Origin of the sequence: Salmonella sp. SJTUF15591 (assembly GCF_043356435.1) — a bacterium.
In the GTDB taxonomy this organism is placed as follows: domain Bacteria; phylum Pseudomonadota; class Gammaproteobacteria; order Enterobacterales; family Enterobacteriaceae; genus Salmonella; species Salmonella enterica.
Map to the genome: position 1 here is coordinate 58,038 of NZ_JBEUJO010000008.1, position 25,193 is coordinate 83,230.

At 53.5% G+C, this 25,193-nt stretch carries 20 protein-coding genes; 13 read left to right on the forward strand and 7 right to left on the reverse strand.

Going from position 1 to position 25,193, the window contains the following annotated elements:
* Positions 1 to 11: 11 nt before the first annotated feature.
* The 7 genes from stfA to hrpB form a co-directional block, all read right to left on the reverse strand.
* Positions 12 to 572 carry a fimbrial major subunit StfA gene (gene stfA / locus ABVM99_RS18055; protein ID WP_001090553.1) on the reverse strand — a complete coding sequence of 187 codons (561 nt, stop codon included), beginning with the start codon at positions 570 to 572 and terminating at the stop codon, positions 12 to 14.
* A gap of 939 nt (positions 573 to 1,511) precedes the next feature.
* A complete protein-coding gene (gene fhuB, locus ABVM99_RS18060) occupies positions 1,512 to 3,551 on the reverse strand; it encodes a Fe(3+)-hydroxamate ABC transporter permease FhuB (RefSeq protein ID WP_108711029.1) in 2,040 nt (679 codons plus the stop codon).
* A 14-nt stretch (positions 3,552 to 3,565) separates the two neighbouring features.
* A complete protein-coding gene (gene fhuD, locus ABVM99_RS18065; protein WP_001205357.1) occupies positions 3,566 to 4,456 on the reverse strand; it encodes a Fe(3+)-hydroxamate ABC transporter substrate-binding protein FhuD in 891 nt (296 codons plus the stop codon).
* Positions 4,456 to 5,253, reverse strand: a complete 798-nt coding sequence (gene fhuC / locus ABVM99_RS18070) for a Fe3+-hydroxamate ABC transporter ATP-binding protein FhuC (protein ID WP_023195903.1) — start codon at positions 5,251 to 5,253, stop codon at positions 4,456 to 4,458. Before fhuC ends, fhuD begins: the two co-directional genes overlap by 1 nt.
* Positions 5,254 to 5,301: 48 nt before the next feature.
* The gene (fhuA, locus tag ABVM99_RS18075) at positions 5,302 to 7,491 is read right to left on the reverse strand and encodes a ferrichrome porin FhuA (protein ID WP_023195904.1); all 2,190 of its coding nucleotides are present in this window, start codon (positions 7,489 to 7,491) and stop codon (positions 5,302 to 5,304) included.
* Positions 7,492 to 7,783: 292 nt separating this feature from the next.
* Positions 7,784 to 10,306: a bifunctional glycosyl transferase/transpeptidase gene (gene mrcB / locus ABVM99_RS18080; protein ID WP_000918127.1), complete on the reverse strand. Its 2,523-nt coding sequence runs from the start codon at positions 10,304 to 10,306 to the stop codon at positions 7,784 to 7,786.
* 140 nt (positions 10,307 to 10,446) lie between these two features.
* Positions 10,447 to 12,876 (reverse strand): ATP-dependent helicase HrpB, encoded by a 2,430-nt coding sequence (hrpB, locus tag ABVM99_RS18085; RefSeq protein WP_023195905.1) that lies wholly within the window; start codon positions 12,874 to 12,876, stop codon positions 10,447 to 10,449.
* Between the two features lie 72 nt (positions 12,877 to 12,948).
* On the opposite strand from hrpB, the gene thpR reads away from it, so the two are divergent.
* The 13 genes from thpR to ABVM99_RS18150 all read left to right on the forward strand — a co-directional run bounded on the left by thpR (position 12,949) and on the right by ABVM99_RS18150 (position 25,193).
* Positions 12,949 to 13,479 carry an RNA 2',3'-cyclic phosphodiesterase gene (gene thpR / locus ABVM99_RS18090; protein ID WP_023195906.1) on the forward strand — a complete coding sequence of 177 codons (531 nt, stop codon included), beginning with the start codon at positions 12,949 to 12,951 and terminating at the stop codon, positions 13,477 to 13,479.
* Positions 13,480 to 13,495: 16 nt separating this feature from the next.
* Positions 13,496 to 14,200, forward strand: a complete 705-nt coding sequence (gene sfsA / locus ABVM99_RS18095) for a DNA/RNA nuclease SfsA (RefSeq protein WP_000899412.1) — start codon at positions 13,496 to 13,498, stop codon at positions 14,198 to 14,200.
* 176 nt (positions 14,201 to 14,376) lie between these two features.
* Positions 14,377 to 14,832, forward strand: coding sequence for an RNA polymerase-binding protein DksA (dksA, locus tag ABVM99_RS18100; protein WP_001155232.1), 456 nt, complete (start codon positions 14,377 to 14,379; stop codon positions 14,830 to 14,832).
* A gap of 68 nt (positions 14,833 to 14,900) precedes the next feature.
* Entirely contained in the window at positions 14,901 to 15,797 is an 897-nt protein-coding gene (gene gluQRS / locus ABVM99_RS18105) for a tRNA glutamyl-Q(34) synthetase GluQRS (protein WP_052938224.1), read from the forward strand.
* A 161-nt stretch (positions 15,798 to 15,958) separates the two neighbouring features.
* Positions 15,959 to 17,356 carry a polynucleotide adenylyltransferase PcnB gene (pcnB, locus tag ABVM99_RS18110; RefSeq protein WP_125540466.1) on the forward strand — a complete coding sequence of 466 codons (1,398 nt, stop codon included), beginning with the start codon at positions 15,959 to 15,961 and terminating at the stop codon, positions 17,354 to 17,356.
* Positions 17,353 to 17,832 (forward strand): 2-amino-4-hydroxy-6-hydroxymethyldihydropteridine diphosphokinase, encoded by a 480-nt coding sequence (folK, locus tag ABVM99_RS18115; RefSeq protein ID WP_000150777.1) that lies wholly within the window; start codon positions 17,353 to 17,355, stop codon positions 17,830 to 17,832. Before pcnB ends, folK begins: the two co-directional genes overlap by 4 nt.
* Before the next feature lie 120 nt (positions 17,833 to 17,952).
* Positions 17,953 to 18,744, forward strand: coding sequence for a 3-methyl-2-oxobutanoate hydroxymethyltransferase (gene panB / locus ABVM99_RS18120; protein ID WP_023194383.1), 792 nt, complete (start codon positions 17,953 to 17,955; stop codon positions 18,742 to 18,744).
* Between the two features lie 125 nt (positions 18,745 to 18,869).
* Positions 18,870 to 19,724 (forward strand): pantoate--beta-alanine ligase, encoded by an 855-nt coding sequence (panC, locus tag ABVM99_RS18125; RefSeq protein ID WP_023194384.1) that lies wholly within the window; start codon positions 18,870 to 18,872, stop codon positions 19,722 to 19,724.
* 94 nt (positions 19,725 to 19,818) lie between these two features.
* Positions 19,819 to 20,199 carry an aspartate 1-decarboxylase gene (gene panD, locus ABVM99_RS18130; protein WP_000621526.1) on the forward strand — a complete coding sequence of 127 codons (381 nt, stop codon included), beginning with the start codon at positions 19,819 to 19,821 and terminating at the stop codon, positions 20,197 to 20,199.
* Positions 20,200 to 20,476: 277 nt separating this feature from the next.
* Positions 20,477 to 21,082, forward strand: a complete 606-nt coding sequence (locus ABVM99_RS18135; RefSeq protein WP_000466114.1) for a fimbrial protein — start codon at positions 20,477 to 20,479, stop codon at positions 21,080 to 21,082.
* Between the two features lie 86 nt (positions 21,083 to 21,168).
* Positions 21,169 to 21,921, forward strand: a complete 753-nt coding sequence (locus tag ABVM99_RS18140) for a fimbrial chaperone (protein WP_023195303.1) — start codon at positions 21,169 to 21,171, stop codon at positions 21,919 to 21,921.
* A 67-nt stretch (positions 21,922 to 21,988) separates the two neighbouring features.
* Positions 21,989 to 24,586 carry an outer membrane usher protein gene (locus ABVM99_RS18145; protein ID WP_023195302.1) on the forward strand — a complete coding sequence of 866 codons (2,598 nt, stop codon included), beginning with the start codon at positions 21,989 to 21,991 and terminating at the stop codon, positions 24,584 to 24,586.
* 22 nt (positions 24,587 to 24,608) lie between these two features.
* Positions 24,609 to 25,193, forward strand: a complete 585-nt coding sequence (locus tag ABVM99_RS18150) for a fimbrial protein (protein WP_001267119.1) — start codon at positions 24,609 to 24,611, stop codon at positions 25,191 to 25,193.

Sequence of the window (25,193 nt, forward strand, 5' to 3'; positions counted from 1 at the left end):
TGATATTTCACTTACAGATAGCTGATCGTGAAGTTTACGGTGCTGCTGAATTCGCCGGTATCGATAGTGCTGGCAGCGGAATCGCCTTTCACCCAGGCTTTGAAGTTAAGAGTCTGTTTCGCCGCCGCAACGCTGCCGTTCATCGTCAGATTTTCGCTGTAAGCGTCGCCCAATTTGATCGCGGAACCCAGGTGGTTGCCGATGACAATGCTGGAACCCGCCATTTCGCCGCCGCCGATGCGCATCAGCGCAACGCTGCCCGGATTAGCGCTGGATTCGTTACCGATGGCAGAGAAAACGGTAGACGCTTCTTTCTCAGTGGTGAAGGCGCAGTTTTCCAGACCGATATGGAAATCGACTTTTGAAGATTCTTTACCGCCCATCAGAGAACCGGTACCGATATGGCCCAGGTTAACGGTCTGGTGTTCGTCGCCAACCACGATTGAACACGGTGAATCTTCAATAGTACCGGTAAAAGTAACCGTACCAGTATTACTGCCTGCAGCATTGGCAAAGCTGGAAACACCCATAACCAGTGCGGCAGCAACCGCAGCTTTTACTGCTGTATTCATTTTTCATCCTTATTAAAAGTTGGTGAGTATTTTTACGCTATTCACACGGAGTTATACTCAATACCCCATGTTTATATTAGTAGATATATATTATATGACGAGTTATGAAATTGCCGATGCAACATTCAAAAGAAGCAAACAACACGTTAATAAATAACATCCCTTGGGCGCGGTGAAGTATTTTCCATTAAAAACCCAAAGACAAGTGTTTTTTATTTAAAGGATTATCAGAATTAAATAATAAATATTTTTACCGTTCAAAAAACAAACAAATCAAGCAAGACGGGAGAGCCAAAAAAACAATAAACATGTCAAAATGAATAAAAAAAGATCAGAATTACAGTACTGAATATATAGCAATGACGCGTAACATTTATTTTTGGTATAAATTTCATTAAAAAAAACAAAAAATGCTAAATTACATTTTTTTTGTTTACTCGTGGCAATTAATTTATTTTAATAGAGTTGTTTTTTATTACTTCGATAAAAAAATAATATTTTATTATCGAAGTTTTATAATGAAAATTTATTATTAAATTAAAATTGATTTACGAGATGCATTAAAGATGCGGCATCCGCATCTTAATATTTAAAAAGGCTTAATACCGAAACCGGTAATTCTTATTATTGGATAGATCATGCCGCAATTTATCATCAACGTTTCGGGCCTGGATATGTTGAAATTAGTCACCCTGTTCAGGAGACAGCGGCGCGCCACTGAAATAGCACATGACTTATCGATACAGAAATAACACCTGCTTCTTGCTGAAAATAAAAGCAGAATTCCCTCGATAAAACGTGACAGGACAGCTCTCGCACCTGATAGCGTTCAGCTATTTTTAGGTCTACAAAATATTGCCACAACATATTGATATTGTGTAATTTGTAGGTCGGGTTGAGCATGGCTGCCACCCGACATAAATGTGGCACAGCCTTTTTTTACCGGCTCTGTTTACGTAGCAAATAGATAAAATACGGCGCGCCAATAAAGCTTGAAAGCAGTCCCGCCGGGATCTGATACGGAAATAGCGCCATCCTGCCGCACCAGTCGGCAAAGACCAGTAAAACGCCCCCTGCCAGCGCCGAGATGACCATATGCGGCATCGTCCGGCGAAAACCGAGCATCCGCGCAATATGCGGCGCCATCAGTCCAACGAAACTCAGCGGCCCAATGGTCATCGTCGCGGTTGCCGTCAAACAAGCCGCCAGCGCCAGCAGCGCGATACGCGACGGCGTAAGCGCCATGCCCACCGCGCGCGCGGCATCGCCGCCCAGAGGCAAAATCGTTAACCAGCGGCGACACAACGGCACAAGTGCCAGCAAAATCACCATTACGATCGCGGTTCGCGTAACCTGCCCGTCAGTGGCGTTATAGGTAGATCCTGCGATCCAGGTCAACACTTCCGCCATCCGCGGGTCGCCGCTCGCCTGGAGCATCATTAGCAGCATGGTAAACGCGGTGCTGAGCGCCATCCCCGCCAGCAACATCCGTTGCGGCGAGAAACCGCCGCGCCCGGCGGCTAACATAATAATCAGCAGTGTCGCCGCCGCGCCCAGGCTTCCGGCAGGCAGTAGCCAACCGAAAGCATTCCCCGGCACCAAAAACAGCATCAACACCACGCCAAACGCGGCTCCGGAACTGATCCCCAGCACTTCCGGACTGGCCATTGGATTACCGGTCAGACGCTGAATAATGCAGCCCGCCACCGCCAGCATGACGCCCGCCATTAACGCCGCCAGTATCCGCGGCCAGCGCCACGGCATCAGTTCTTCAAGCAGCGTTCCGCTCGCCCACGTCCAGCCGTGCGCGTCGCGACCAAAAGAGAGCGCGCCCCATGTTGCCAGCAGCAGGAGCGCGCCACCGGCAACGGCAAAAGCAAGAACGTGCCGACGTTCCGCCGCCACACGATCGCTGGCGTTCATATCCGGCGCGCTCATGCTTTTAAGCCGCGGCAGCAGCCACAGGAGCAGCGGCGCGCCGATTAACGCCGTCACTGACCCGGTGGAAACCTCCATCCATACGCGGGTTAGCCAAAGGATAATCTGATCGGATAGCCACAAAATAAGCGCCCCAATGAGCGGCGCCAGCATCAGGCGCGCCAGCAGACGTCTTGCGCCAAGCATTTTCGCCAGCAGCGGCGCAAACAGGCCGATAAAACCGATAATGCCCACCGCGTTGACCAGCAGCGCGCTCAACACAATCGCCAGCGACAGCGCCGCCAGACGCGCTAACGACAGCGCCAGACCCAGATTACGCGCAACGCCGTCATCCAGCCCCATCAGCGTCATCGGGCGTAACAACAATAACGTGAGCATCACACCGCCCAGCAACTGCGGCCACAGACGCTGCACGCCGCTCCAGTCGGTTTGCGTTAGCGTTCCGGTGCTCCATAAAAACATGCTTTGCAACTGATCGTGGTGGAAAATCACCAGTAACTGGTTGATTGCGCCACAATAGAGGCTAACCACCAGCCCGGCGAGGATCAGGGTCACTGGCGACAGGCGTTTGCCCCACGCCACGCCGAACACCAGCGCGCCGACAATGCAGGCTCCCGTCAGGGCGGCAAACTGCGTGGCCAGCGCGCCGGGAATCGTCCAAAGCGTAGTCACCGTGATCCCCAATTGCGCGCCGGTCGCCACACCCAGCGTGGTCGGTTCCGCCAGCGGGTTACGTAATACTTGCTGGAACAGGACGCCTACCAGCCCAAGTCCCGCGCCCACCAGTAGCGAAATCGCCAGTCTTGGCAGCAGGCTGTAATGAAAAATCATCTGCTCAATGATGTCGATATCCGGTGACCAGATAGCCTGTTGCCACTGGCTGCGCGGTAGCGCAACGGAGAAGTTAACCCATGTCAGCCAGCAGGCGGCAACAAACAGCGCCAATAACAGCAACGCCGGATGGCGGCTTCGCCTTATCCGGCCTACAAAGCGCCCGAACCGTAGGTCGGATAAGACGCTTTTCGCGCCGCCATCCGGCATTTCACGTTTTCTGCTCACGCTTTGCCTCCCAACACGTTATTCAGGATGCGGACAAAATGCATCGTGGAGAGGGTCGCGCCATAGAACCAAACGGCGGGCACCCGATGAAAACGCCCGGCGCGGACAAACGGCATGGCCTGCCACAGCGGCGTTGCCATCAGCGCGTTCATATCGGTGTTATTCCCGTGATCGAAGCAGATCACATCCGCTTCTTTATACATCGCCAGCCGATCGATGCTAACCGCCGTACTGCCCCAAAAGTTGGTTTCACCCTGCCAGGCATTGACAATGCCATACTCGTCCAGCACCTCCTGGAACAGGCAATTCGGGCCGAGCACCAGCATATGCCGCGGATCGATAAGCGTCGTCATCAGTAACGGACGCCCCCCGCGGCGGATAAAATGCGGCTTCTGGCTGGCGATGAAGCGATCGTATTGCGCCAGATGTTTTTCTGCCGCAGCTTCCAGATTCAGCGTCTGCGCCAGTTCAACCAGCGAGCGTCGGGCCACCGCCAGCGGCTTTTTGCCGTCGCTAAAATCGAACCCGCGCCCCGGCGCGATCCGCGCCAGTTTCTCCGGCGAGGGTCCGTAGCCTGCCGACCAGACCATAAACGACGGCTTCATCTCCGTCAGCAGTTCGAGATTGGGTTCAGTGCGAAGACCCACATCAATCACCGAATCCGGCAACGGCGGTTCGCTAACCCACAGCTTATAATTTGGCACGTCCGCCACGCCATAAGGCGTAATACCGAGCGCCAGCAGCAGCTCAACCGGCAGCCACTCCAGCGCCACAATCCGGCGGGGATCGATAGCGGCAGCCTGCGCCGTATTCATTTGCCACAGCAGCGGCGAGAGCGCCATCGCCGTTAATAAACGGCGGCGAGTAAGAGGATATAAATCACGCATTAATACACAAAACTCACAGGTGCCGCGCCCGCCGGATGCGGAAGGATACCCATCGGGATACCGTAAATCTTCTCCAGCGTGTCACTGCGCATCAGTTCCGCAGGCGTTCCTTGCGCAATCATTTCACCGCCGCGTAGCGCGACTAAATAATCACAGTAGCGGGCCGCCATGTTGATATCGTGCAGCACCGCAACCACCGTCAGCCCGCGCTGCTGGCTTAAGCGATGCACCAGCGCCAGCACGTCCACCTGATGGGCGATATCCAGCGCTGACGTCGGCTCATCCAGCAGCAGACAACGGCTGTCCTGCGCGACCAGCATGGCAATCCACGCGCGCTGGCGCTCGCCGCCGGAAAGGCTGTCTACCAGACGATGCGCCAGCGGTTTTAAGCCGACCAGCGTAATCGCCTCGTCTACTTTTTCCCGGTCCGCGACGCCAAAGCGTCCCAACGCGCCGTGCCATGGATAGCGGCCAATCGCCACCAGTTCGCGCACCGTCATTCCTTCCGCCTGCGGCAATTGTTGAGGCAGATAGGCAACTTTGCGGGCAAACGCCTTGCTGCTCCAGCTCGCCAGCGGCTGATTGTCGAGCAGAATATCCCCTTCGGAAGGCGGCTGATGGCGGCCCAGTATTTTTAACAGCGTGGATTTACCGGAACCATTATGGCCGATAAGTCCGGTGACGCGACCTGCGGGAAACGTTAACGAGAGGGGGTGTAAAAGCGTGCGGCCCGGCACACGAAAGGCGACGCTTCGCAGCGCAAAGGTGGTATCGGAATGAATGTGGTTTTCCTGCATCGCAGCCAACTTGTAAAACGGGCACGGCCAGCCGTGCCCAAAAAGAAATTAGAAACGGAAGGTTGCCGTTGCAACGACCTGACGTTCTGCGCCCCAGAAACAGCCGTAGGTCTGGAAGCAGCTGGCGACGTATTCGCGGTCGAGCAGATTATTAACGTTAACCGCAATGCTGGAGCCCGCCATACCAAAACGCGCCAGATCGTACTTGACGACCGCATCCATCACCGCTGCGCTGCCTACCTTGAAGCTATTGGCCGGATCGCCGTAACTGGAGCCAATAAAACGACCGCCTGTTCCCAGCGTTAAACCTGACAACGGACCGTCGTTGAAGGTGTAATCGCCCCACAACGACGCCATGTGTTCAGGCACCTGCTCTGGCGTATTCCCTTTCAGGTTAGTGTCTTTCGTGTATTCAGCATCAGTATAAGTGTAAGACGCCGTCATATTGATGTTAGCCGTCAATGCTGCTTTGGCTTCCAGCTCTACACCTCGCGCACGAATTTCGCCTGCCGGCACCTGCGCTAATGGGTTGGTTGGATCGGCGGTCAGGTTATTGGTTTTGGTCAGCTGATAAACGGCACCCGTAACAACAACCGGCATGTCTTTCGGTACATATTTCACCCCTGCTTCATATTGCTCGCCTTTTGACGGCGTGTAAGAAACGCGTGGAGTGCTCCACAAATCGAAGGCGCTTGGCTCGAAAGATTGGCTATAGCTGAAGTAAGGTGAAATTCCATTATCGAATACGTAGTTTACGCCACCGCGCCAGGTGAACTGGTGGTCATTACGTTCAATATATCCTTCTGTCGGCGTAGTGGAATTCTGACGCACCGTTGTCGCTTGTTTAGACCAGTCATAACGGCCACCGAGAGTAAATACCCACTTATTCCATTCCGCCTGATCCTGAACATAAAGGCCTGTTTGTTTACTTTCGTTCATCTGGTACGGCTCAGCGCCGCCGAAAGCAAAGTATTCAGGATGGTAATTGTTATAGAGATCGATTGACGGCGCGCTACCAAACGTCGCGTTAATATCATTACGCATACGCATGAAATCGACACCCGTCAGCAACGTATGATCAATATCGCCGGTCGCGAATTTACTTTCCAGTTGTGTATCTACGCTGAAATTCTGTAAACGCTCGTTGTCAACGATAGTACCGCGGTTAAGCGTATGGCCGTCCGCCGCAATCCCCGTGCCATAGACGCTTTTTTGCGCGGTTTTCATTTCAACAAAACGTAAATTCTGGCGCACGGTAAAAGTGTCGTTGAAGCCATGCTCGAAACTGTATCCCACCATTTTCTCGTTACGAGAATAGGTGTTGTTTGACGCCCCTTCATTGAAATCTGTTGGCAAGCGTTTACCATTCGGTAACGGTTCAACCGTTCCCTCTTTCGGCAGCCAGCCGTAGTAGCCGGTCTCTGGTTCGTTCTGGAAATAAGAAAGGAACGTAAAATTCGTTTTCTCATCAGGACGCCAGGTAAAAGAGGGCGCAATCGCATAGCGCTGCGACTCAGAACTCTTTTGCTGCTCATTTGTCGAACGCGCCAGCCCTGTCAGACGATATGAGAACTCACCGTTGTCATCCAGGGAATCACTAAAATCAAAACCGGTCTGGAACAAATTGTCCGTCCCCATTTTGAATTGAATTTCTTTCAGCGGCTCAGTAGTCGGCCGCTTGCTAACCATCGAAATGATACCGCCCGGGTTGCTCTTACCATAGAGAACGGACGTTGGGCCACGCATCAACTCAACACGCTCAAGCATGTAGGGATCAATAACCGCATCGTTGTAGAAGTTCCCCTGCAATTTCAGGCCATCCAGATAGTTATTCTGGCTCAGGCCGACGGAAGAGAAGCCACGGATAATCACGAAGTCATAGGTATTGGAAGCGCCGCGACTGCTTACCGTTACGCCCGGCGTGTAACCCAACGCTTCTTTTACTGACTGGAATTGATGCATCTGCATCTCTTCGTTAGTGACCACCGAAACCGACTGTGGCGTTTTTTCGATAGGTGTATCAGTTTTGGTGGTAGTGGCGGAACGCTTCGCGGCGATGGTCGGAGCCGGTCCCCAGGCACTTTCCTGCGCGGCAGGCGCTGCGGTTACGGTAATGGTTTCTTCTTTCGGTTGAACCGCCGCCTGTGCATAGACAGACATGCCGCTAACCGCTGTGGCTACTACAACTGCGATTTTACGCAGTGAAGAGTTTGGCTGAGCAGTTTTAAGACGCGCCATTGGTATATCTCTGATGAAAGTGAATGATAACGTAAACGATAATTATTATTATAACCGCAGCATGATAGGCGAAATATCGTCGCAATGGCAAGCGATACGCGGCCCTACGAAAACTAAGGGGTTAAGAAATAACCAGATGAAAAGGAAGGGTTAATAAATTAGACTGAAATGTTATTTATAGGGGATTTGCCGGATGGCGACGTAAGCGTCTTATTCGGCCTACGTCGCACATAATGGGGTCGTAACGGTGTAGACCGGGTAAGCACAGCGCCACCCGGCACTATTACCGTGATTAATTGCCGCCGAACATCTCCTTAATCCAGCCGGCAACGCCGTCGCTCTTCTCTTCTTTCGGCGGCTGTTGCTGCGCAGGCTGCTGCGGCTGAGACGACTGATCGAACGGATTGCCTGACGGCTGCTGTTGCTGTTGCATCATCTCGCCCTGCTGGCACAGCGTATTTGGATCGTCCGTCCAGACCGGCAGAGTGCGCATACCGCCGCTACAGACAAAATTACCGTCGTAATCAACGCCCATATCCACCACATCTTCCGGCGGCGTCAGAACTAAAGGCGTCGGCGTCTGGTTCGCCAGATAGCGCTGATAAATCGCCATCGCGCCGCTGGCGCCGTACAATTTCGTCGGCTGGTTGTTATCACGGCCTACCCAGGTGATAGTCACCTGGCTGCCGTCGATACCGGCAAACCAGGTATCGACATTGTTGTTTGTCGTCCCGGTTTTACCCGCCAGATGCAGACCCGGATATTTCGCGCCAAGCTGACGCCCCGTACCACGCTGGACAACCTGCTGCATTGTCCAGAGCGTCAGGTAAGCCGCCTGTGCCGGTACGGCGCGTTCAGCTTGCGGATAACTTTGGTACAGCACTTTACCATCTTCCGCAATAACTGAACGCAGCGCTGATAACGGCGCGCGATTTCCGCCGCTGGCGATAGTCTGGAACGCCTGCGCCACTTCGATCGGCGTCAGGTTCAGCGCTCCTAACAGCATCGCCGGAACCGGATTGAGCTGATCTTTCGGCACGCCGAGCTTCGTCCAGGTATCGGTTACCGCCGGTAAACCTAACGCCATCCCCAGATTGACCGTCGGTACGTTCATTGAGCGAGTTAACGCATCCACCAGCATCACTTTCCCGCTTTCGCTGTAGCGACGATCGTCGTTCTGCGGCGACCAGACCTGACCATTCGGCTGGCGCAGAGAAATCGGCGCATCGGCAATCCAGGTGTTCAGACGGTATAAGTTCGGCTGACTTAACGCGGTCAGATAGGTCGCCGGTTTCGCCAGCGACCCGATGGAACGGCGCGCCTGCATGGCACGGTTATAGCCGGCATACTGCGGCTCCGCCCCGCCAACCATCGCGCGCACCTCGCCGCTAAAGCGATCCACCACCACCATCGCGGTTTCCAGATCGCTCAATTTACGCTGCTTCTTCAACGCCGGAATGCCTTCGACAACGGCTTTTTCTGCGGCATCCTGCGCCACGGAGTCAAAGGTGGTGAAAATCTTCACGCCGGAGAGATCTTTAATTTTATCCCCCAGCTTCGCCTGCAGTTCCTGACGAACCATCTGCATAAACGCTGGCTGCGGTGAAATAACGCCGCCGCGCGGCTGTACGCCAAGCGGACGCGCGCTCAGCATGTCATAGAGTTCCTGATCGATGATTTTCTGCTGCTGTAACAGGCGTAGCACCAGGTTACGACGCTCCAGCGCCAGTTTCGGGTTGCGCCACGGGTTATAAATCGACGCCCCTTTTACCATCCCAACCAGTAACGCCTGCTGATCGAGGCTCAATTCCTCTACCGGACGCCCAAAGTAATACAGGCTCGCCAGCGGAAAACCGCGAATTTCATTGTCCCCGCTTTGACCGAGGTAGACCTCGTTCATGTACAGCTCAAGAATACGATCTTTACTGTAACGGGCATCCATGATCAGCGCCATGTAGGCTTCATTCGCTTTACGCCAGTATGATCTTTCGCTGGAGAGGAACAGGTTCTTCACCAGCTGCTGGGTCAGCGTACTGGCCCCCTGCACCGTGCGTCCCGCCGTCAGGTTGGCCAGCACCGCACGCCCGATAGAGTAAAGACTAATGCCATCATGCTCATAGAAATGACGGTCTTCCGTCGCCAACAGCGTATCGACCAGCAGATCCGGGAAACCGCTGCGCGGGACGAATAAACGCTGCTCGCCATTTGGCGAAGAAAGCATGGTGATAAGCCGCGGATCGAGACGGAAGAAGCCAAACTGGCGGTTGTTATCCAGATTGACGATGGTTTCCAGACGCCCGTCACTGAACGTCAACCGCGCGCGCACCTGCCCTTCTTTGCTGTCCGGGAAGTCAAACGGACGACGGATCATCTCAATGCTATTGGCCTGCACGGTAAATTCGCCGGGACGGGTCATCTTCGTCACCAGACGATACTGCGTCGCTTCCAGCAATTTCACCATCTCGTTTTTGCTGACAGGCATGTCTGGCTCAAGGTTCACCATCCGGCCATATACCGCCGCCGGAAGCTGCCAGACCTTGCCATCAATACGGCTGCGGATTTTTTGATCCAGATAGACGCCGTAAATGGCGAACAGCACCACAAAAACGATAAACAGTTTTAGCAATAGCCACAGCCAGCCGCGCTTGCCACGAGGCTTACGCCCTTTGCCCTTACCTTTACGCGGCATCGGTTCTTCATCCTCATAGTCATCATCATAATCGTCGTCATGCTGCCGACGACGGCTCACCTTTTGTTTCACAGGACGTGACGGTTTCCCCTTACGTCCAATCGGCTCGCGGTCATTCCCCGCCATGCTTTTTCTCCGCAACATACAGGCGCAAAGGCCCGATTCTCTATTCTTCCGCCAAACGACAGAAGAAGAAATCTCTCAATTTACCCTTTCGCCGGATGGCGATTAACGCCTTATCCGGCCTCGAGGCAACGTATAACACGTCACGAATACTTCTTCGTGCGCCGCGTTGGGGCCGTATTCGCCGGATCGTCCGGCCAGACATGTTTGGGGTAACGGCCCTTCATCTCTTTTTGCACTTCGCGATACGCCCCCTGCCAGAAAGCGCTTAAATCGCGTGTAATCTGTAGCGGTCGCTGCGCAGGCGAAAGCAGTTCCAGCACCAGCGACACGCGGCCCTGAGCGATGGTTGGGGTCTTCGCTTCGCCAAACATTTCCTGCATTCTGACCGCCAGAGCGGGCGGGTTATCTTCATGATAACGAATCGTTATTCGGCTTCCCGTCGGCACAGTGTAATGCCCAGGCAGTTCACTATCCAGACGTTGCAGCATGGCATAGTCAAGCAGTCCCCGTAACGCCTGAGTCACATTCAGAGATTTCAGACTCCGTAACGACTGTACGCCTGTCATGTGCGGCAGCAACCAGTTTTCCAGAGTCGCCAGCAGCGACGCCTCATCCACGGCAGGCCAGTCATATTCCGGCAGCCATTTCGCCGCACAGTGCAGACGCAGACGGAACTGCTCCGCTTCCGGCGTCCAGTTAAGGACGGCCAGACCTTTATCGCGGATGCCGTTCAGCATCGCCTGATGAAGCTCCTCTTCAGACGGTTTCGCCAGTGGCTGAACGCTAACCGTCAACTGTCCAATACGCATTCTGCGCCACGCTTTCAACGTTCCCTGCGCTTCGTCCCATTCAACCGTGTCAGACTGGCGCAGTAAATCAGGACACGCCTGAATCAGCGAGGCAATATCCAGCGGCTGCGCCAACAATATTCGGGCGTCCGGCGAGGCGCTACCTTGCAGTAACAGCGGCGCGATCAGCCATTCATGACGTCCCAACGCGTCATCCGCATCTAACATCGCACCCATACCATTGGCTAACTGATAGCGCCCTTCCTGACCACGACGTCGCGAGATGCGGTCGCTAAACGCTCTGGCCAACAGCGGCATAATAAGCGCGCTATCCGGCTCGCCATTACGCACCTGCAGCCGTTTTAAAAGCTGCTGGCTACGCTGCTGCCAGCCCGGCTGTCGCCGCGAAAATAGCACGCTTAAATCCGTACCGCCGCCGCGCGGCGGGTCCTCAAGGATGGCCGCGAGCATGGCGGCGGTGGCGGCGGTGTCGCCCTCGTCGGCGTTGACTAACATCGCCGCCAGGCGCGGATCGTTACCCATTGCCGCCATTTTCCGGCCCCGCGCGCTTAACCGCTCGCCCTCCAGCGCGCCTAACATCAATAATAAACGGCGGGCGGCCTGAAGATTCACCTCCGGCGGCCTGTCCAGCCAGAAAAGCGATGCCGGATCGTGACATCCCCACTGCAACACCTCCATCAACAAACCGGAGAGGTCGCTGTGTAAGATTTCCGGATCGCTTTGCGCCGCCGCCCGCTCCGCCTGTTCTTTTGCCAGCAGATGTAAACAGATTCCCGGCGCCAGTCGTCCGGCGCGCCCCGCGCGCTGCGTCATTGACGCCTGACTGATACGCTGCGTAACCAGCCGCGTCAGTCCCGTTCGCGCGTCGAATCGCGCCACGCGCTCCTGAGCGCTATCGACGACCAGACGAATCCCTTCAATCGTCAAACTGGTTTCGGCAATGTTAGTCGCCAACACCACTTTACGCATCCCGGCGGGGGCGGGAACAATCGCTTTGCGTTGCGCCTCCAGAGACAATGCGCCATACAGCGGACAAAGCAGGACATCGCTCCCTACCCGCGACGCCAGATGTTCATGAACGCGCTGTATTTCGCCTACACCGGGTAAAAATAGCAGCAGCGAACCGTTTTCATTGCGCAGCAGTTCCGCTGTCGCCATCGCGACGGCTTCATCAAAACGCAAATGCGCCGCGAGCGGCTGATAACGTCGCTCCACGGGAAACGCGCGCCCCTCCGAGACGATCGTCGGCGCATCAGGCAGTCGCTGACAAAGCCTGTCGTTATCCAGCGTCGCTGACATGATTAACAGCCTGAGATCGTCACGGAGCCCTTGCTGGATATCCAGCAACAGCGCCAACGCTAAATCCGCCTGTAAACTGCGCTCATGAAATTCATCCAGTATCACCAGCCCCACGCCGCGTAATTCGGGATCGCGCTGAATCATTCTGGTCAATACGCCTTCGGTCACCACTTCCAGCCGGGTACGCGGCCCCACGCAGCTTTGCGCGCGCATCCGGTAACCTACCGTTTCGCCAGGCTTTTCATTCAACGCTTCCGCCAGACGCTGGGCGACATTACGCGCCGCCAGACGACGCGGTTCAAGCAGGAGGATTTTTCCAGCAACCGGCCCCTGTTGCAGGAGTTGCAACGGCAGCCAGGTGGATTTCCCCGCCCCGGTAGGCGCGGACAACAAAACCTGCGGCGCGGTTTTTAGGGCTGTCAACAATTCAGGCAATACGGCGGCAACGGGCAATGACGTCACAAACGGCTCCACGGGGTTAACTTTCTTTGCGCCGCATTGTAGCATCGTGTTAATCCATAACCGAGTATCCCTATGTCTGAGCCAAAACGGCTGTTTTTTGCGATTGACTTACCCGACGACGCGCGCACGCAAATTATCGCCTGGCGCGCCGCCCATTTTGCGTCTGAAGACGGACGCCCCGTGGCAGCGGCGAACCTGCACCTGACGCTGGCCTTTTTAGGCGACGTCAGTAGCGATAAGCAGCGCGCGCTTGCGCAACTGGCCGGACGAATTCGCCAGCCGGGCTTTACGCTACATCTGGATGACGCCGGTCAGTGGCTGCGTTCGCGCGTGGTGTGGCTGGGGATGCGCCAGCCGCCGCGCGGGTTGTTGCAGTTGGCTAATATGCTGCGCGCGCAGGCCGCCCGCAGCGGTTGTTACCAAAGCCCGCAGCCTTTTCACCCGCATATTACGCTGCTGCGCGACGCCAGCCATACGGTGGCTATCCCGCCGCCGGGCTTTTGCTGGTCATTTCCGGTCACGTCGTTTGCGCTTTACGCCTCTTCGTATGGGCAAGGCCGTACCCGCTATGCCGAGCTGCAGCGCTGGACGCTGGGCGAATAATAATGAAGGAATGTCGATGCTATTCTCCCCCCCTTTACAACGCGCTACGCTGATTCAGCGCTATAAACGTTTTTTAGCCGATGTGATCACCCCTGACGGTACGACGCTTACGCTGCACTGTCCTAATACCGGCGCAATGACCGGCTGCGCCACGCCTGGCGATACCGTCTGGTATTCGACATCAGAAAATACTAAACGCAAATATCCGCATACCTGGGAATTGACTGAAACGCAATCCGGCGCATTCATTTGCGTGAATACGCTGCGGGCGAACCAGCTAACGAAAGAAGCGATTCAGGAGAATCGCCTGCCGGCGCTGGCGGGGTACAATATTCTGAAAAGTGAAGTCAAATATGGCGCCGAGCGCAGCCGTATAGATTTTATGTTACAGGCAGATTTCCGCCCGGACTGCTATATTGAAGTGAAATCGGTCACGTTAGCGGAAAAAGAAAACGGTTATTTTCCCGACGCCATCACCGAACGAGGGCAAAAACATCTTCGGGAGTTGATGGGCGTTGCGGCGGCAGGTCATCGCGCGGTGGTGGTGTTCGCGGTGCTGCACTCCGCCATTACACGTTTTTCACCCGCACGTCATATCGATATAAAATACGCGCAGCTATTGAGCGAGGCTCAGAATAAAGGCGTGGAAGTTTTAGCTTATAAAGCAGAACTTTCAGCCCAAAAAATGGAACTGAACGAACCAGTACCCATAACGTTGTAGTGGAATAACAGCCTGATTATTAAGTATTCTGGCCGCGTGCGTAAATACGCTTTTCCTCACAGGGTTGTCAAGTGTTACGTTTAGATAATTGCTATCCGGAAAAGCATCTGCTATTTATAGCGACCTGATTTTCCCCCGAACATGGGGATCGATAGTGCGTGTTAAGGAGAAGCAACATGCAAGAAGGGCAAAACCGTAAAACATCGTCCCTGAGTATTCTCGCCATCGCTGGGGTGGAGCCGTACCAGGAGAAACCGGGCGAAGAGTATATGAACGAAGCCCAGCTATCGCACTTCAAGCGTATTCTTGAAGCATGGCGTAATCAACTCCGGGATGAAGTCGATCGCACTGTGACGCACATGCAGGACGAAGCCGCCAACTTCCCCGATCCGGTCGATCGCGCCGCGCAGGAAGAGGAGTTTAGCCTGGAGTTACGTAATCGTGACCGTGAGCGCAAACTGATCAAAAAGATCGAGAAGACGCTGAAGAAAGTGGAAGATGAAGACTTCGGTTATTGCGAGTCCTGCGGGGTGGAGATTGGTATCCGCCGCCTGGAAGCGCGTCCAACAGCCGATCTGTGCATCGACTGCAAAACGCTGGCTGAAATTCGCGAAAAACAGATGGCGGGTTAATCCCGTTCGTTTCTACCCTATTTATGACAGGCGGGAGTTTTCCCGCCTTATTCTTTATTGCCCGCAGCATGACTGACTCACACTATATTGGCCGTTTCGCGCCGTCGCCATCCGGCGAACTGCATTTCGGCTCGTTAATCGCCGCCCTCGGCAGCTATCTACAAGCCCGTGCGCAACGCGGAATTTGGCGCGTTCGCATAGAGGATATCGACCCCCCACGTGAAGTTCCCGGTGCCGCAGCGACCATTCTGCGCCAGCTGGAACATTACGGCCTGCACTGGGATGGCGAGGTCTTATGGCAATCACAGCGTCATGAGGCTTATCGCGAGGCGCTGGCCTGGCTTCACGAGCAGGGACTGAGCTACTACTGCACTTGCCCCCGCTCGCGCATTCAACGTCTGGGCGGTATTTACGACGGCCATTGCCGGACGTTATGCCACGGGCCGGAGAATGCCGCCGTCAGAATTAAACAGCGGCATCCGGTGATGCGTTTCCATGATGCCTTGCGCGGCGACATCCAGGCTGACCCACAGCTGGCGAGCGAAGATTTTATTATCCACCGCCGCGACGGACTGTTTGCTTATAATCTGGCCGTGGTGGTCGACGATCATTTTCAGGGGGTGACGGAGATCGTCCGCGGCGCAGATTTAATCGACCCCACTGTCCGACAACTTTCGCTGTATAAACAGTTTGGCTGGCGTGCGCCTGGTTACGTGCACCTTCCGCTGGCGCTCAACGAACAAGGCGCTAAACTTTCCAAGCAAAATCATGCCCCTGCGCTTGCGACAGGCGATCCGCGCCCGGTACTGGTCCAGGCATTGCGCTTTTTAGGCCAACGCGACGTCGTAGCGTGGCAGGAGATGTCTGTTGAGGAGTTGCTGCGCTTTGCGGTGACGCACTGGAGGCTTACAGCCGTACCCACATCGGCTAATGTAAATCCGGCATTCTCAAATGCGTCTCGCTGAGCTATGATTAGCCGCTATTTTTGCTCATCGTCTTTCGCATTGCTGCGGCGTTAATGATGCTTACAGCCCAGGTCGCGTTGCTCTCTTACGCCCGTCTGCCGTAATGCGAAAGACATAGAGTAAGTTGATCTTATTAATGTATGACACTACCGAGGTGCGCTATTTTTACCCGAGTCGCTAATTTTTGCCGTAAGGTGTTAAGCCGCGAGGAGAGCGAGGCAGAACAAGCCGTCGCCCGTCCACATATGACGATTATCCCGCGTGAACAGCACGCTATCTCCCGCAAAGATATCAGTGAAAATGCCCTCAAGGTACTGTACAGGCTGAACAAAGCGGGCTATGAAGCCTACCTGGTCGGCGGCGGCGTCCGCGATCTCCTGCTCGGCAAAAAGCCGAAGGATTTCGACGTGACCACCAACGCAACACCGGATCAGGTACGGAAATTATTCCGCAATTGCCGTCTGGTGGGGCGTCGTTTCCGCCTGGCTCACGTGATGTTTGGCCCGGAAATTATCGAAGTGGCAACGTTTCGTGGTCATCATGAAGGCAGTGAAAGCGACCGTACAACCTCCCAGCGTGGGCAAAACGGTATGCTGCTGCGCGATAATATCTTCGGCTCTATCGAAGAAGATGCCCAGCGCCGCGATTTCACCATCAACAGCCTTTACTACAGCGTAGCGGATTTTACCGTGCGCGATTACGTCGGCGGAATGCAGGATCTGCAAGAAGGCGTGATTCGCCTGATCGGCAATCCGGAAACGCGCTACCGCGAAGATCCGGTTCGAATGCTGCGCGCCGTGCGTTTCGCTGCGAAGCTCAATATGCGTATCAGCCCTGAAACGGCTGAGCCAATCCCGCGTCTGGCTACCTTGCTAAACGACATTCCTCCCGCGCGCCTGTTCGAAGAGTCGCTGAAGCTGTTGCAGGCGGGGAACGGTTACGAAACCTATCAACAACTGCGGGAATACCACCTCTTCCAGCCGTTGTTTCCTACCATTACGCGTTATTTCACCGAAAACGGCGACAGCGCAATGGAACGCATCATTGCGCAGGTGTTGAAGAATACGGATAACCGCATCCGTAACGAGATGCGCGTTAACCCGGCATTTTTGTTTGCCGCCATGTTCTGGTATCCGCTGCTGGAGATGGCGCAAAAAATCGCTCAGGAGAGCGGTCTGGCCTATTACGATGCTTTCGCGCTGGCCATGAATGACGTGCTGGATGAAGCCTGCCGTTCACTGGCGATCCCGAAACGCCTGACCACGCTTACCCGTGATATTTGGCAGCTTCAGTTACGGATGTCGCGACGCCAGGGCAAACGCGCCTGGAAACTGATGGAACATCCCAAATTCCGCGCCGCGTTTGATTTACTGGAGCTGCGCGCTCAGGTGGAAAATAATACTGAACTGCAACGTCTGGCGCAGTGGTGGGCCGAGTTTCAGGCTTCCGCGCCGCCGGAACAAAAAGGGATGCTCAACGAGCTGGACGACGATCCTGCTCCACGCCGCCGCCGTTCACGTCCGCGCAAACGCGCGCCGCGCCGCGAGGGCACCGTATGACGATCGCGTATATCGCGCTTGGCAGTAATCTGGCCTCTCCGCTGGAGCAGGTCAATGCCGCCCTGAAGGCTATCGCCGACATTCCCGATAGCCGTATCGTCACGGTGTCTTCGTTTTACCGCACGCCGCCGCTTGGTCCACAGGATCAGCCGGACTACCTGAACGCCGCGGTGGCGCTGGATACCGCCCTCGCCCCCGAAGAATTGCTTAACCATACCCAGCGCATTGAGCTGCAACAGGGCCGGGTGCGCAAAGCCGAACGCTGGGGGCCGCGCACGCTGGACCTCGACATTATGCTGTTTGGCGATGAAGTCATTAACACCGACCGTCTGACCGTACCGCACTACGACATGAAAAACCGCGGTTTTATGCTGTGGCCGTTATTCGAAATCGCTCCTGATCTGATCTTTCCGGATGGTATCAGCCTGCATCAGCATCTCACCCATCTTGGTGCTGCAAAACCCGCCCACTGGTAAAACATCGCCTCCCCTTTAGCGTTTACTGCTTTAGCGCCAAACGATTGCTTAAATCAATTGCCCCCCTGAATATGACTGTTAGAATGCCGGGAAATATAACTTTTACCATCAGGAAACGTTATGAAACCCACCACCATTTCACTGCTGCAGAAATGCAAGCAAGAGAAAAAACGCTTCGCGACAATTACCGCCTACGACTACAGCTTCGCTAAGTTATTTGCCGACGAAGGTATCAATGTGATGCTGGTTGGCGACTCGCTGGGCATGACGATTCAGGGGCATGACTCCACTCTGCCGGTCACCGTGGAAGATATCGCTTACCACACTCGTGCCGTGCGACGTGGCGCGCCCAACTGTCTATTGCTCTCCGACCTGCCGTTTATGGCTTACGCCACCCCGAAACAGGCGTTTGAAAACGCGGCTATCGTGATGCGTGCGGGGGCCAATATGGTCAAAATTGAAGGCGGCGCCTGGCTGGTTGATACGGTGAAAATGCTCACCGAACGCGCCGTGCCGGTTTGTGGTCATCTGGGGCTAACGCCACAGTCGGTGAATATCTTCGGCGGCTATAAAATTCAGGGCCGCGGCGATGCCGGACAAGTGCTGCTGGATGACGCTTTGGCTTTAGAAGCCGCTGGCGCTCAACTGCTGGTGCTGGAGTGCGTGCCGGTTGAGCTGGCGAAGCGCGTCACGGAAGCGCTGTCGATTCCGGTGATCGGCATCGGCGCGGGCAACGTCACCGACGGTCAGATCCTGGTGATGCACGATGCGTTTGGCATCACCGGCGGCCATATTCCCAAATTCGCGAAAAATTTCCTTGCCGAGGCGGGCGACATGCGCGCCGCCGTACGGCAGTATATGGCTGAAGTGGAGTCCGGCGTTTATCCGGGCGAAGAACACAGCTTTCACTAATTTTTCTGACCGTGCCGGATGGCGACGCGACGCGTCTTATCCGGCCTACCGATCCTCAACGGATGTAGGCCTGATAAGCGCAGCGCCATCGGGCAGGATCATCAAGCAACTCAAGGAGTTTTGTTGTGCTAATCATTGAAACCCTGCCGCTGCTGCGCCAGCATATTCGTCGTCTGCGTCAGGAAGGTCAACGCGTCGCACTGGTTCCCACCATGGGCAACCTGCACGACGGCCATATGAAGCTGGTCGATGAGGCAAAAGCCCGGGCTGATGTGGTGATCGTCAGCATTTTCGTCAACCCGATGCAGTTTGACCGGCCGGACGATCTGGCGCGTTATCCGCGCACGCTGCAGGAAGATTGTGAAAAGCTGAACAAACGCAAAGTCGATTATGTCTTTGCGCCAGCCGTTGAGGAAATCTACCCACAGGGGCTGGAAGGCCAGACGTACGTTGATGTTCCCGGCCTCTCTACCATGCTGGAAGGCGCCAGCCGTCCGGGTCATTTCCGCGGCGTCTCGACTATCGTCAGCAAGCTGTTCAACCTGATCCAGCCGGATATCGCCTGCTTTGGCGAGAAGGATTTTCAGCAACTGGCGCTGATCCGCAAAATGGTGGCGGATATGAGTTATGACATTGAGATCGTCGGCGTGCCGATTATTCGCGCCAAAGACGGTCTGGCGCTCAGCTCACGTAACAGTTATCTGACCGCAGAGCAGCGCAAAATTGCGCCGGGTCTACACAACGTGATGAATAGCATCGCTGAAAAACTGATTGCGGGTAATCGTGAGCTGCAAGAGATTATCGCCATTGCCGAACAGGAACTGAATGAAAAAGGCTTCCGTGCCGACGACATTCAAATTCGTGATGCCGACACGCTGCAGGAGCTGACGGAAACCAGCAAACGCGCAGTGATTCTGGCCGCCGCCTGGCTGGGTCAGGCGCGTCTGATCGATAATCAAAGCGTTACATTAGCCCAGTAGACAGGGGTTAAAAATCGGGCAATACTGCCTGAGAATTTCCAAAGCAGGCCACAAGCGCCTGCTTAGCCAAGGTAAACGACAGGGTAAAGAAGTTATGATTCGCACCATGCTGCAAGGCAAGCTCCACCGCGTAAAAGTCACGCAGGCGGACCTGCACTACGAAGGTTCCTGTGCCATTGACCAGGATTTCCTTGATGCCTCCGGTATTCTGGAAAACGAAGCGATTGATATCTGGAACGTGACCAATGGGAAACGTTTCTCAACCTATGCGATTGCGGCTGAACGCGGCTCCAGAATCATCTCGGTGAACGGTGCGGCGGCGCACTGCGCTGAAGTTGGCGACATTGTGATTATCGCCAGCTTCGTCACCATGTCTGATGAAGAAGCGCGTACATGGCGTCCGAAAGTGGCCTATTTTGAAGGCGACAACGAAATGAAGCGCACCGCGAAAGCTATTCCGGTACAGGTTGCCTGATTTTCAATAATAGGACAACCCTTCCAGAAAAACATATTTTGGGACGGGTTGTCTTTTTTTTAAATCACCAATAAATAATATTATTTATTATTTATCTTATTGCTTAAATAATAAAGCATTAGTTTTACTTAAAAGAACATAAAGTATTTCTAATGGATAACTTTATTCCTTTTCATCGCAACTCTCTATAAAATCCGCCTCGAAATATAATATTTCAACAAATAAGATATATAAATATATTTTATTTATATTTATCACTAAAATATGGATATTCTAAATGTTTTTCAGAAAATATGGCGTAGCCGCTTTTATTGCAATGACTTTGGGTGCCGGGTCTGCAATGGCAGCAGATCCAGATACGGGTACTATTACTTTCCACGGTCTGGTTTCTAACAATACCTGTAAAATCTCTCTTGATAATAAAATAGATCAAGACGGTAATGATTTTGACATTACTCTGGATACCGTTTTTGTTAAAAACTTCGCTACCGCACTGGGTGCTAACAGTACTCTGGGCGAAAAACAGTTCACTCTGAATCTGAGCGAATGTGATAACGCAACGGTAAAAGATGCCTCCGCTCAGTTTAATTCCTGGGGCGGTTCCAGTTCAACGTCAGGTGGTCTGTTAGTACCACCGGCTAATCTGCAAGGAGCAGCAGAAAACGTTAACCTGGTGCTGGCTAACAACGGTAACGGCGCTACCGATCTGATCAAAATTGACCAGACTAACAACACGCAGAAAGCCACTATTTCCGCTGATGGCACTGGTGACCTGTTCTACCGCGTAGCCTACACCCAGGGCCAGAAGTGGAATGCAGACACCAGCCCGGTAACGGCAGGAACCGTACAGGCACAAGTTGCCTTCACTGTTATTTATAACTAATCCTTTGTATTTAAAAAGATTAGCCAATCCCTCAGCGGCTGTGCTGGGGGATTTTAATTTTAAAGTATACCTACAGGGAGGGTAAAATGGTCAATACGGTTATTACAAAGGGATTTAAAACCACCTGCTTCGCTGCCGCGGCCTTCACGGCATTTGCCACATTCCAGGCAAACGCAGATATCGTCATTTCCGGAACACGTATTGTGTACCCAGCGTCATCAAAAGACGTGATTGTGAACCTGGATAACCGGGGCAATAAACCTCTACTGGTGCAAACCTGGCTGGATGACGGGCGTGACGGTGTTGATCCGCAGGAGCTAAAACTGCCGTTTGTCATTACGCCTCCGGTATCTCGTATCGATCCACAAAAAGGGCAATCCTTGCGTATTACGTATATGGGTAGCGCATTACCTCAGGATCGGGAATCGCTGTTTTGGTTTAACGTGCTGGAAATTCCGCCAAAATCAAAAGCTAAAGAAGGCGAGAGTTTAAATCAACTTCAACTCGCCTTTCGCACGCGGATCAAATTATTTTTCCGCCCGGATGGCCTGAAAGGCACGCCTGGCGATGCGGCGGCAAACCTGAAATGGTCGCAGAAAAAAGAAGGCAATACGCTTTCACTATTTGCCCAAAATGACAGCGCGTACAACGTTTCTATTTCCAACGTAAAATTTAAAGTGGGCGGTAAAGAATATACCGTCGACAGCAAATCCGTTTTACCCTTTAGCGGGGTCAGCATGCCCGTAAAAGGCCTTTCGAATAATATTAACGGTACCGTTATCTATAACACCATTAATGATAATGGCGGCACAAATAAACGAGAAGCCAAAATAAACTAATCAATTATAACAATTACGTACCAATGTAGTGGGCCATTCTGACCCACGTTAATTATTCGGAAAAACAATGCTATTTCAACGCTCATTATTATGTCTTACTATTGGCGCTGCACTCCCTTTTTCCGTTTCTGCTGCAAATTCAGCAGCAGAAAAAACCGTTGCTGAGTCGGACGAAGCCGTAGAATTTAACGAACAATTTTTACTTAATAGCAGCGCTAATATCGATATTAGTCGCTATGCATATGGCAACCCGGTGCTTGCCGGAACCTATCGTGTGAAAGTGAATCTTAACAATGCGTTGAAATCTACCTCTGAAATTACCTTTAATGAAAACGGTACGCCACGCGCCAGTGCATGTCTGACGCCGCTTTTACTCACCCAGGCAGGCGTTGATCCCGCCGCAATGCGCGATGACGTCGAGGTCGACGACAACACCACGTGTCTGGATATAAAAAAATACTACCCCGGTGCGACGGCGAATTACGATTCCGGCAAACAGGCCATGGATCTCAACTTCCCGCAGATTTATATCCTGAAGCGTCCTGCCGGGTATGTTGACCCCTCACTGTGGGAAGATGGCGTTCCGGCGGCCATCGTCTCTTATGATATGAACGCCTGGCACAGTGAAGGCAACGGCACAACGTCCGATACCGCTTACGTGGGGCTACGTTACGGTTTAAATATGGGACCGTGGCGTTTGCGTTCCCGAGGTAGCCTTAACTGGAACAAAGATACCGGTAGCGAATACAACAATCAGGACGTTTATTTACAGCGAGATATCACCGCGCTGAAAGCGCAAATGGTGATAGGCGACTCCTACACTCGCGGCGATGCGTTTGACTCCTTCAGCCTGAGCGGGATACGAATGTATAACGATGACCGCATGTTACCGATGGGCTCCAGCAACTACGCGCCTGTTATCCGCGGCGTCGCCAACAGCAATGCCAAAGTCACGGTGATGCAAAGCGGCAATAAAATCTACGAAACCACCGTACCGCCGGGGGCGTTCGAGATTAACGACCTTAGCACCACAGGTTATGGTAACGATCTGCTGGTCACCGTAGAAGAAGCGGACGGCAGCAAACGCAGCTTTACCGTTCCCTTTTCGTCAGTCACCCAAATGTTACGCCCCGGCGCGACACGCTGGGATATCGGCGTCGGCGAGCTGAACGATGATTCTTTGCATGATAAACCGCAGGTGGGTTACGCGCAGTTTTACTATGGCCTGAACAACACCTTTACCGGCTATATCGGCGCGCAATATACCGATATGAATTTCTATGCTGGGTTATTAGGTCTGGCAATGAACACCGGTATTGGCGCATTCGCCTTTGATGTAACGCAATCTCACGCCAGTATTGATGATTTAGGCACGCTCAGCGGGCAAAGCTACCGGCTGACCTACAGCAAAATGATCGAGGCGACCAATACCTCATTTAACGTCGCCGCTTATCGTTTTTCTACTGAAGACTACCTCAGCCTGAATGACGCCGCGTCTTTGCAAGACAGCGTTAAACATCAGCAATATGCGCAGCAAAGTTATCGCTCAGGTGATGAGTTATATGACGATTACCAGCGTACCAAAAATCAGGTGCAAATCAGCATCAACCAGCCCTTAAACCAGGGAGAAACAACCTGGGGTTCTGTGTATGTCAGCGGAACATGGCAGGACTACTGGAATGATGCGGGCTCCACGGCCAACTATAGCGTGGGTTACAACAACAGTTTTGCCTACGGCAGCTATAGCGTGTCATTACAACGCGCCTATGACCAGAACGGCAGTAAAGACGACAGCGTCTATTTAAGTTTCAGTATTCCGTTGAGTATGTTCTCCCACAACGGGGAACGATCTGGCGGTTTCTCCAATATCAACATGGGCCTGCGTTCTGACATGAAGGGCGGTACTAACGTCAACTCCACCGCCAGCGGTAATACCAAAGATAGCGACATCAGCTACTCCGTGAGCGCCACCTCCAGCAGCGGTAATTACGGCAACCTGAATCAGGTAAGTGGCTTTGGCTCCCTTAACAGCAGCTATGGCCCATTAGGGATTTCCGCCTCGTTTGGTGACGACAATAGCCAGCAATATTCCGCCAGTTACAGCGGTGGCATGGTGCTGCATTCTGGCGGCGTGGCGTTCGCGCCGGGCAGCATTGGCGAAACCGACGCCGTCGCCCTGGTGAAAGCCAGCGGCGCACAAGGCGCAGGACTGGGCTACAGCAGCAGCGAAATCGGCAGTTCGGGCTATGGCATTTTACCGTATATGTCAGCCTACCGCGAAAACCGGGTGTCGCTGGATATCAGCACACTGGAGAACGATGTTGAAATCAAAAGCACCAGCACGGTTACCGTACCGCGTAGCGGCGCCGTCGTGCTGGTGAATTTTGAAACCGATGAAGGTCGCTCACTGATTCTGGAATTACTGCGTAGCGATAAAGGCTTTATTCCTTTAGGCGCAGATGTCCTTAACGAGAAAAATGAAACTGTCGGTACCGTAGGCCAGGCCGGACAGGCGTACGTGCGCGGCGTAGAACCGCAAGGCGAACTTCGCGTGGTGTGGGGCAGTGGTAAAGAAAGTACCTGTACGGTGCGTTACCAATTAGCTGAAACCACGGCAAAAGCGGGACTCACCCCCGTACTGAGCAATCAACTTTGTCACATGTAATGACCTGTTTAGGGAAAAACTAATGAGAGTTTATATGAAAAGAAACCGCCTCAGTCTTCCCATCGCGGCACTTGCCGTAATGGCAGCTTCTGGAAGCGCGCTTGCCGCTAACTCCACTAACCTGGATGTTAATTTCACGGCCACAATTTTAGAGACGACGTGTAACATGAAACTGGTCGGTGGTACAGGCTCCGACACGGTACAGGAATTAATCATTGGTAATAGTAGTGGTGAAGTTCGTATTGATGATGTAAGAGCGGGAACAGCAACGGCAGATTTTAAATTAGTGATTGTTGAATGCCCGGCATCGCTTCAATCATTAAAGACATCAATCAACGGAACGCCATCCGGGTATTCAACAAAAATATTAACGAATGGAACAAAAGGCTCAGCCGACTATATGGGGGTGTCAGTAGCGCGCGCATCCAAACCAGATGAACCTTTTGTTATTAACTCCACCGCCGATTCAGAACGTCTGGTCTGGAGTGAGGTAGAAATTAACAATAAAGAGGTTCCGCTGATCGCCATCATGAAAGAGACCAAGGCAAATTCGGCTACCACCGGGGCTTTCTCAGCCGTTGCGACTTTCGTATTTAGCTACGAGTAA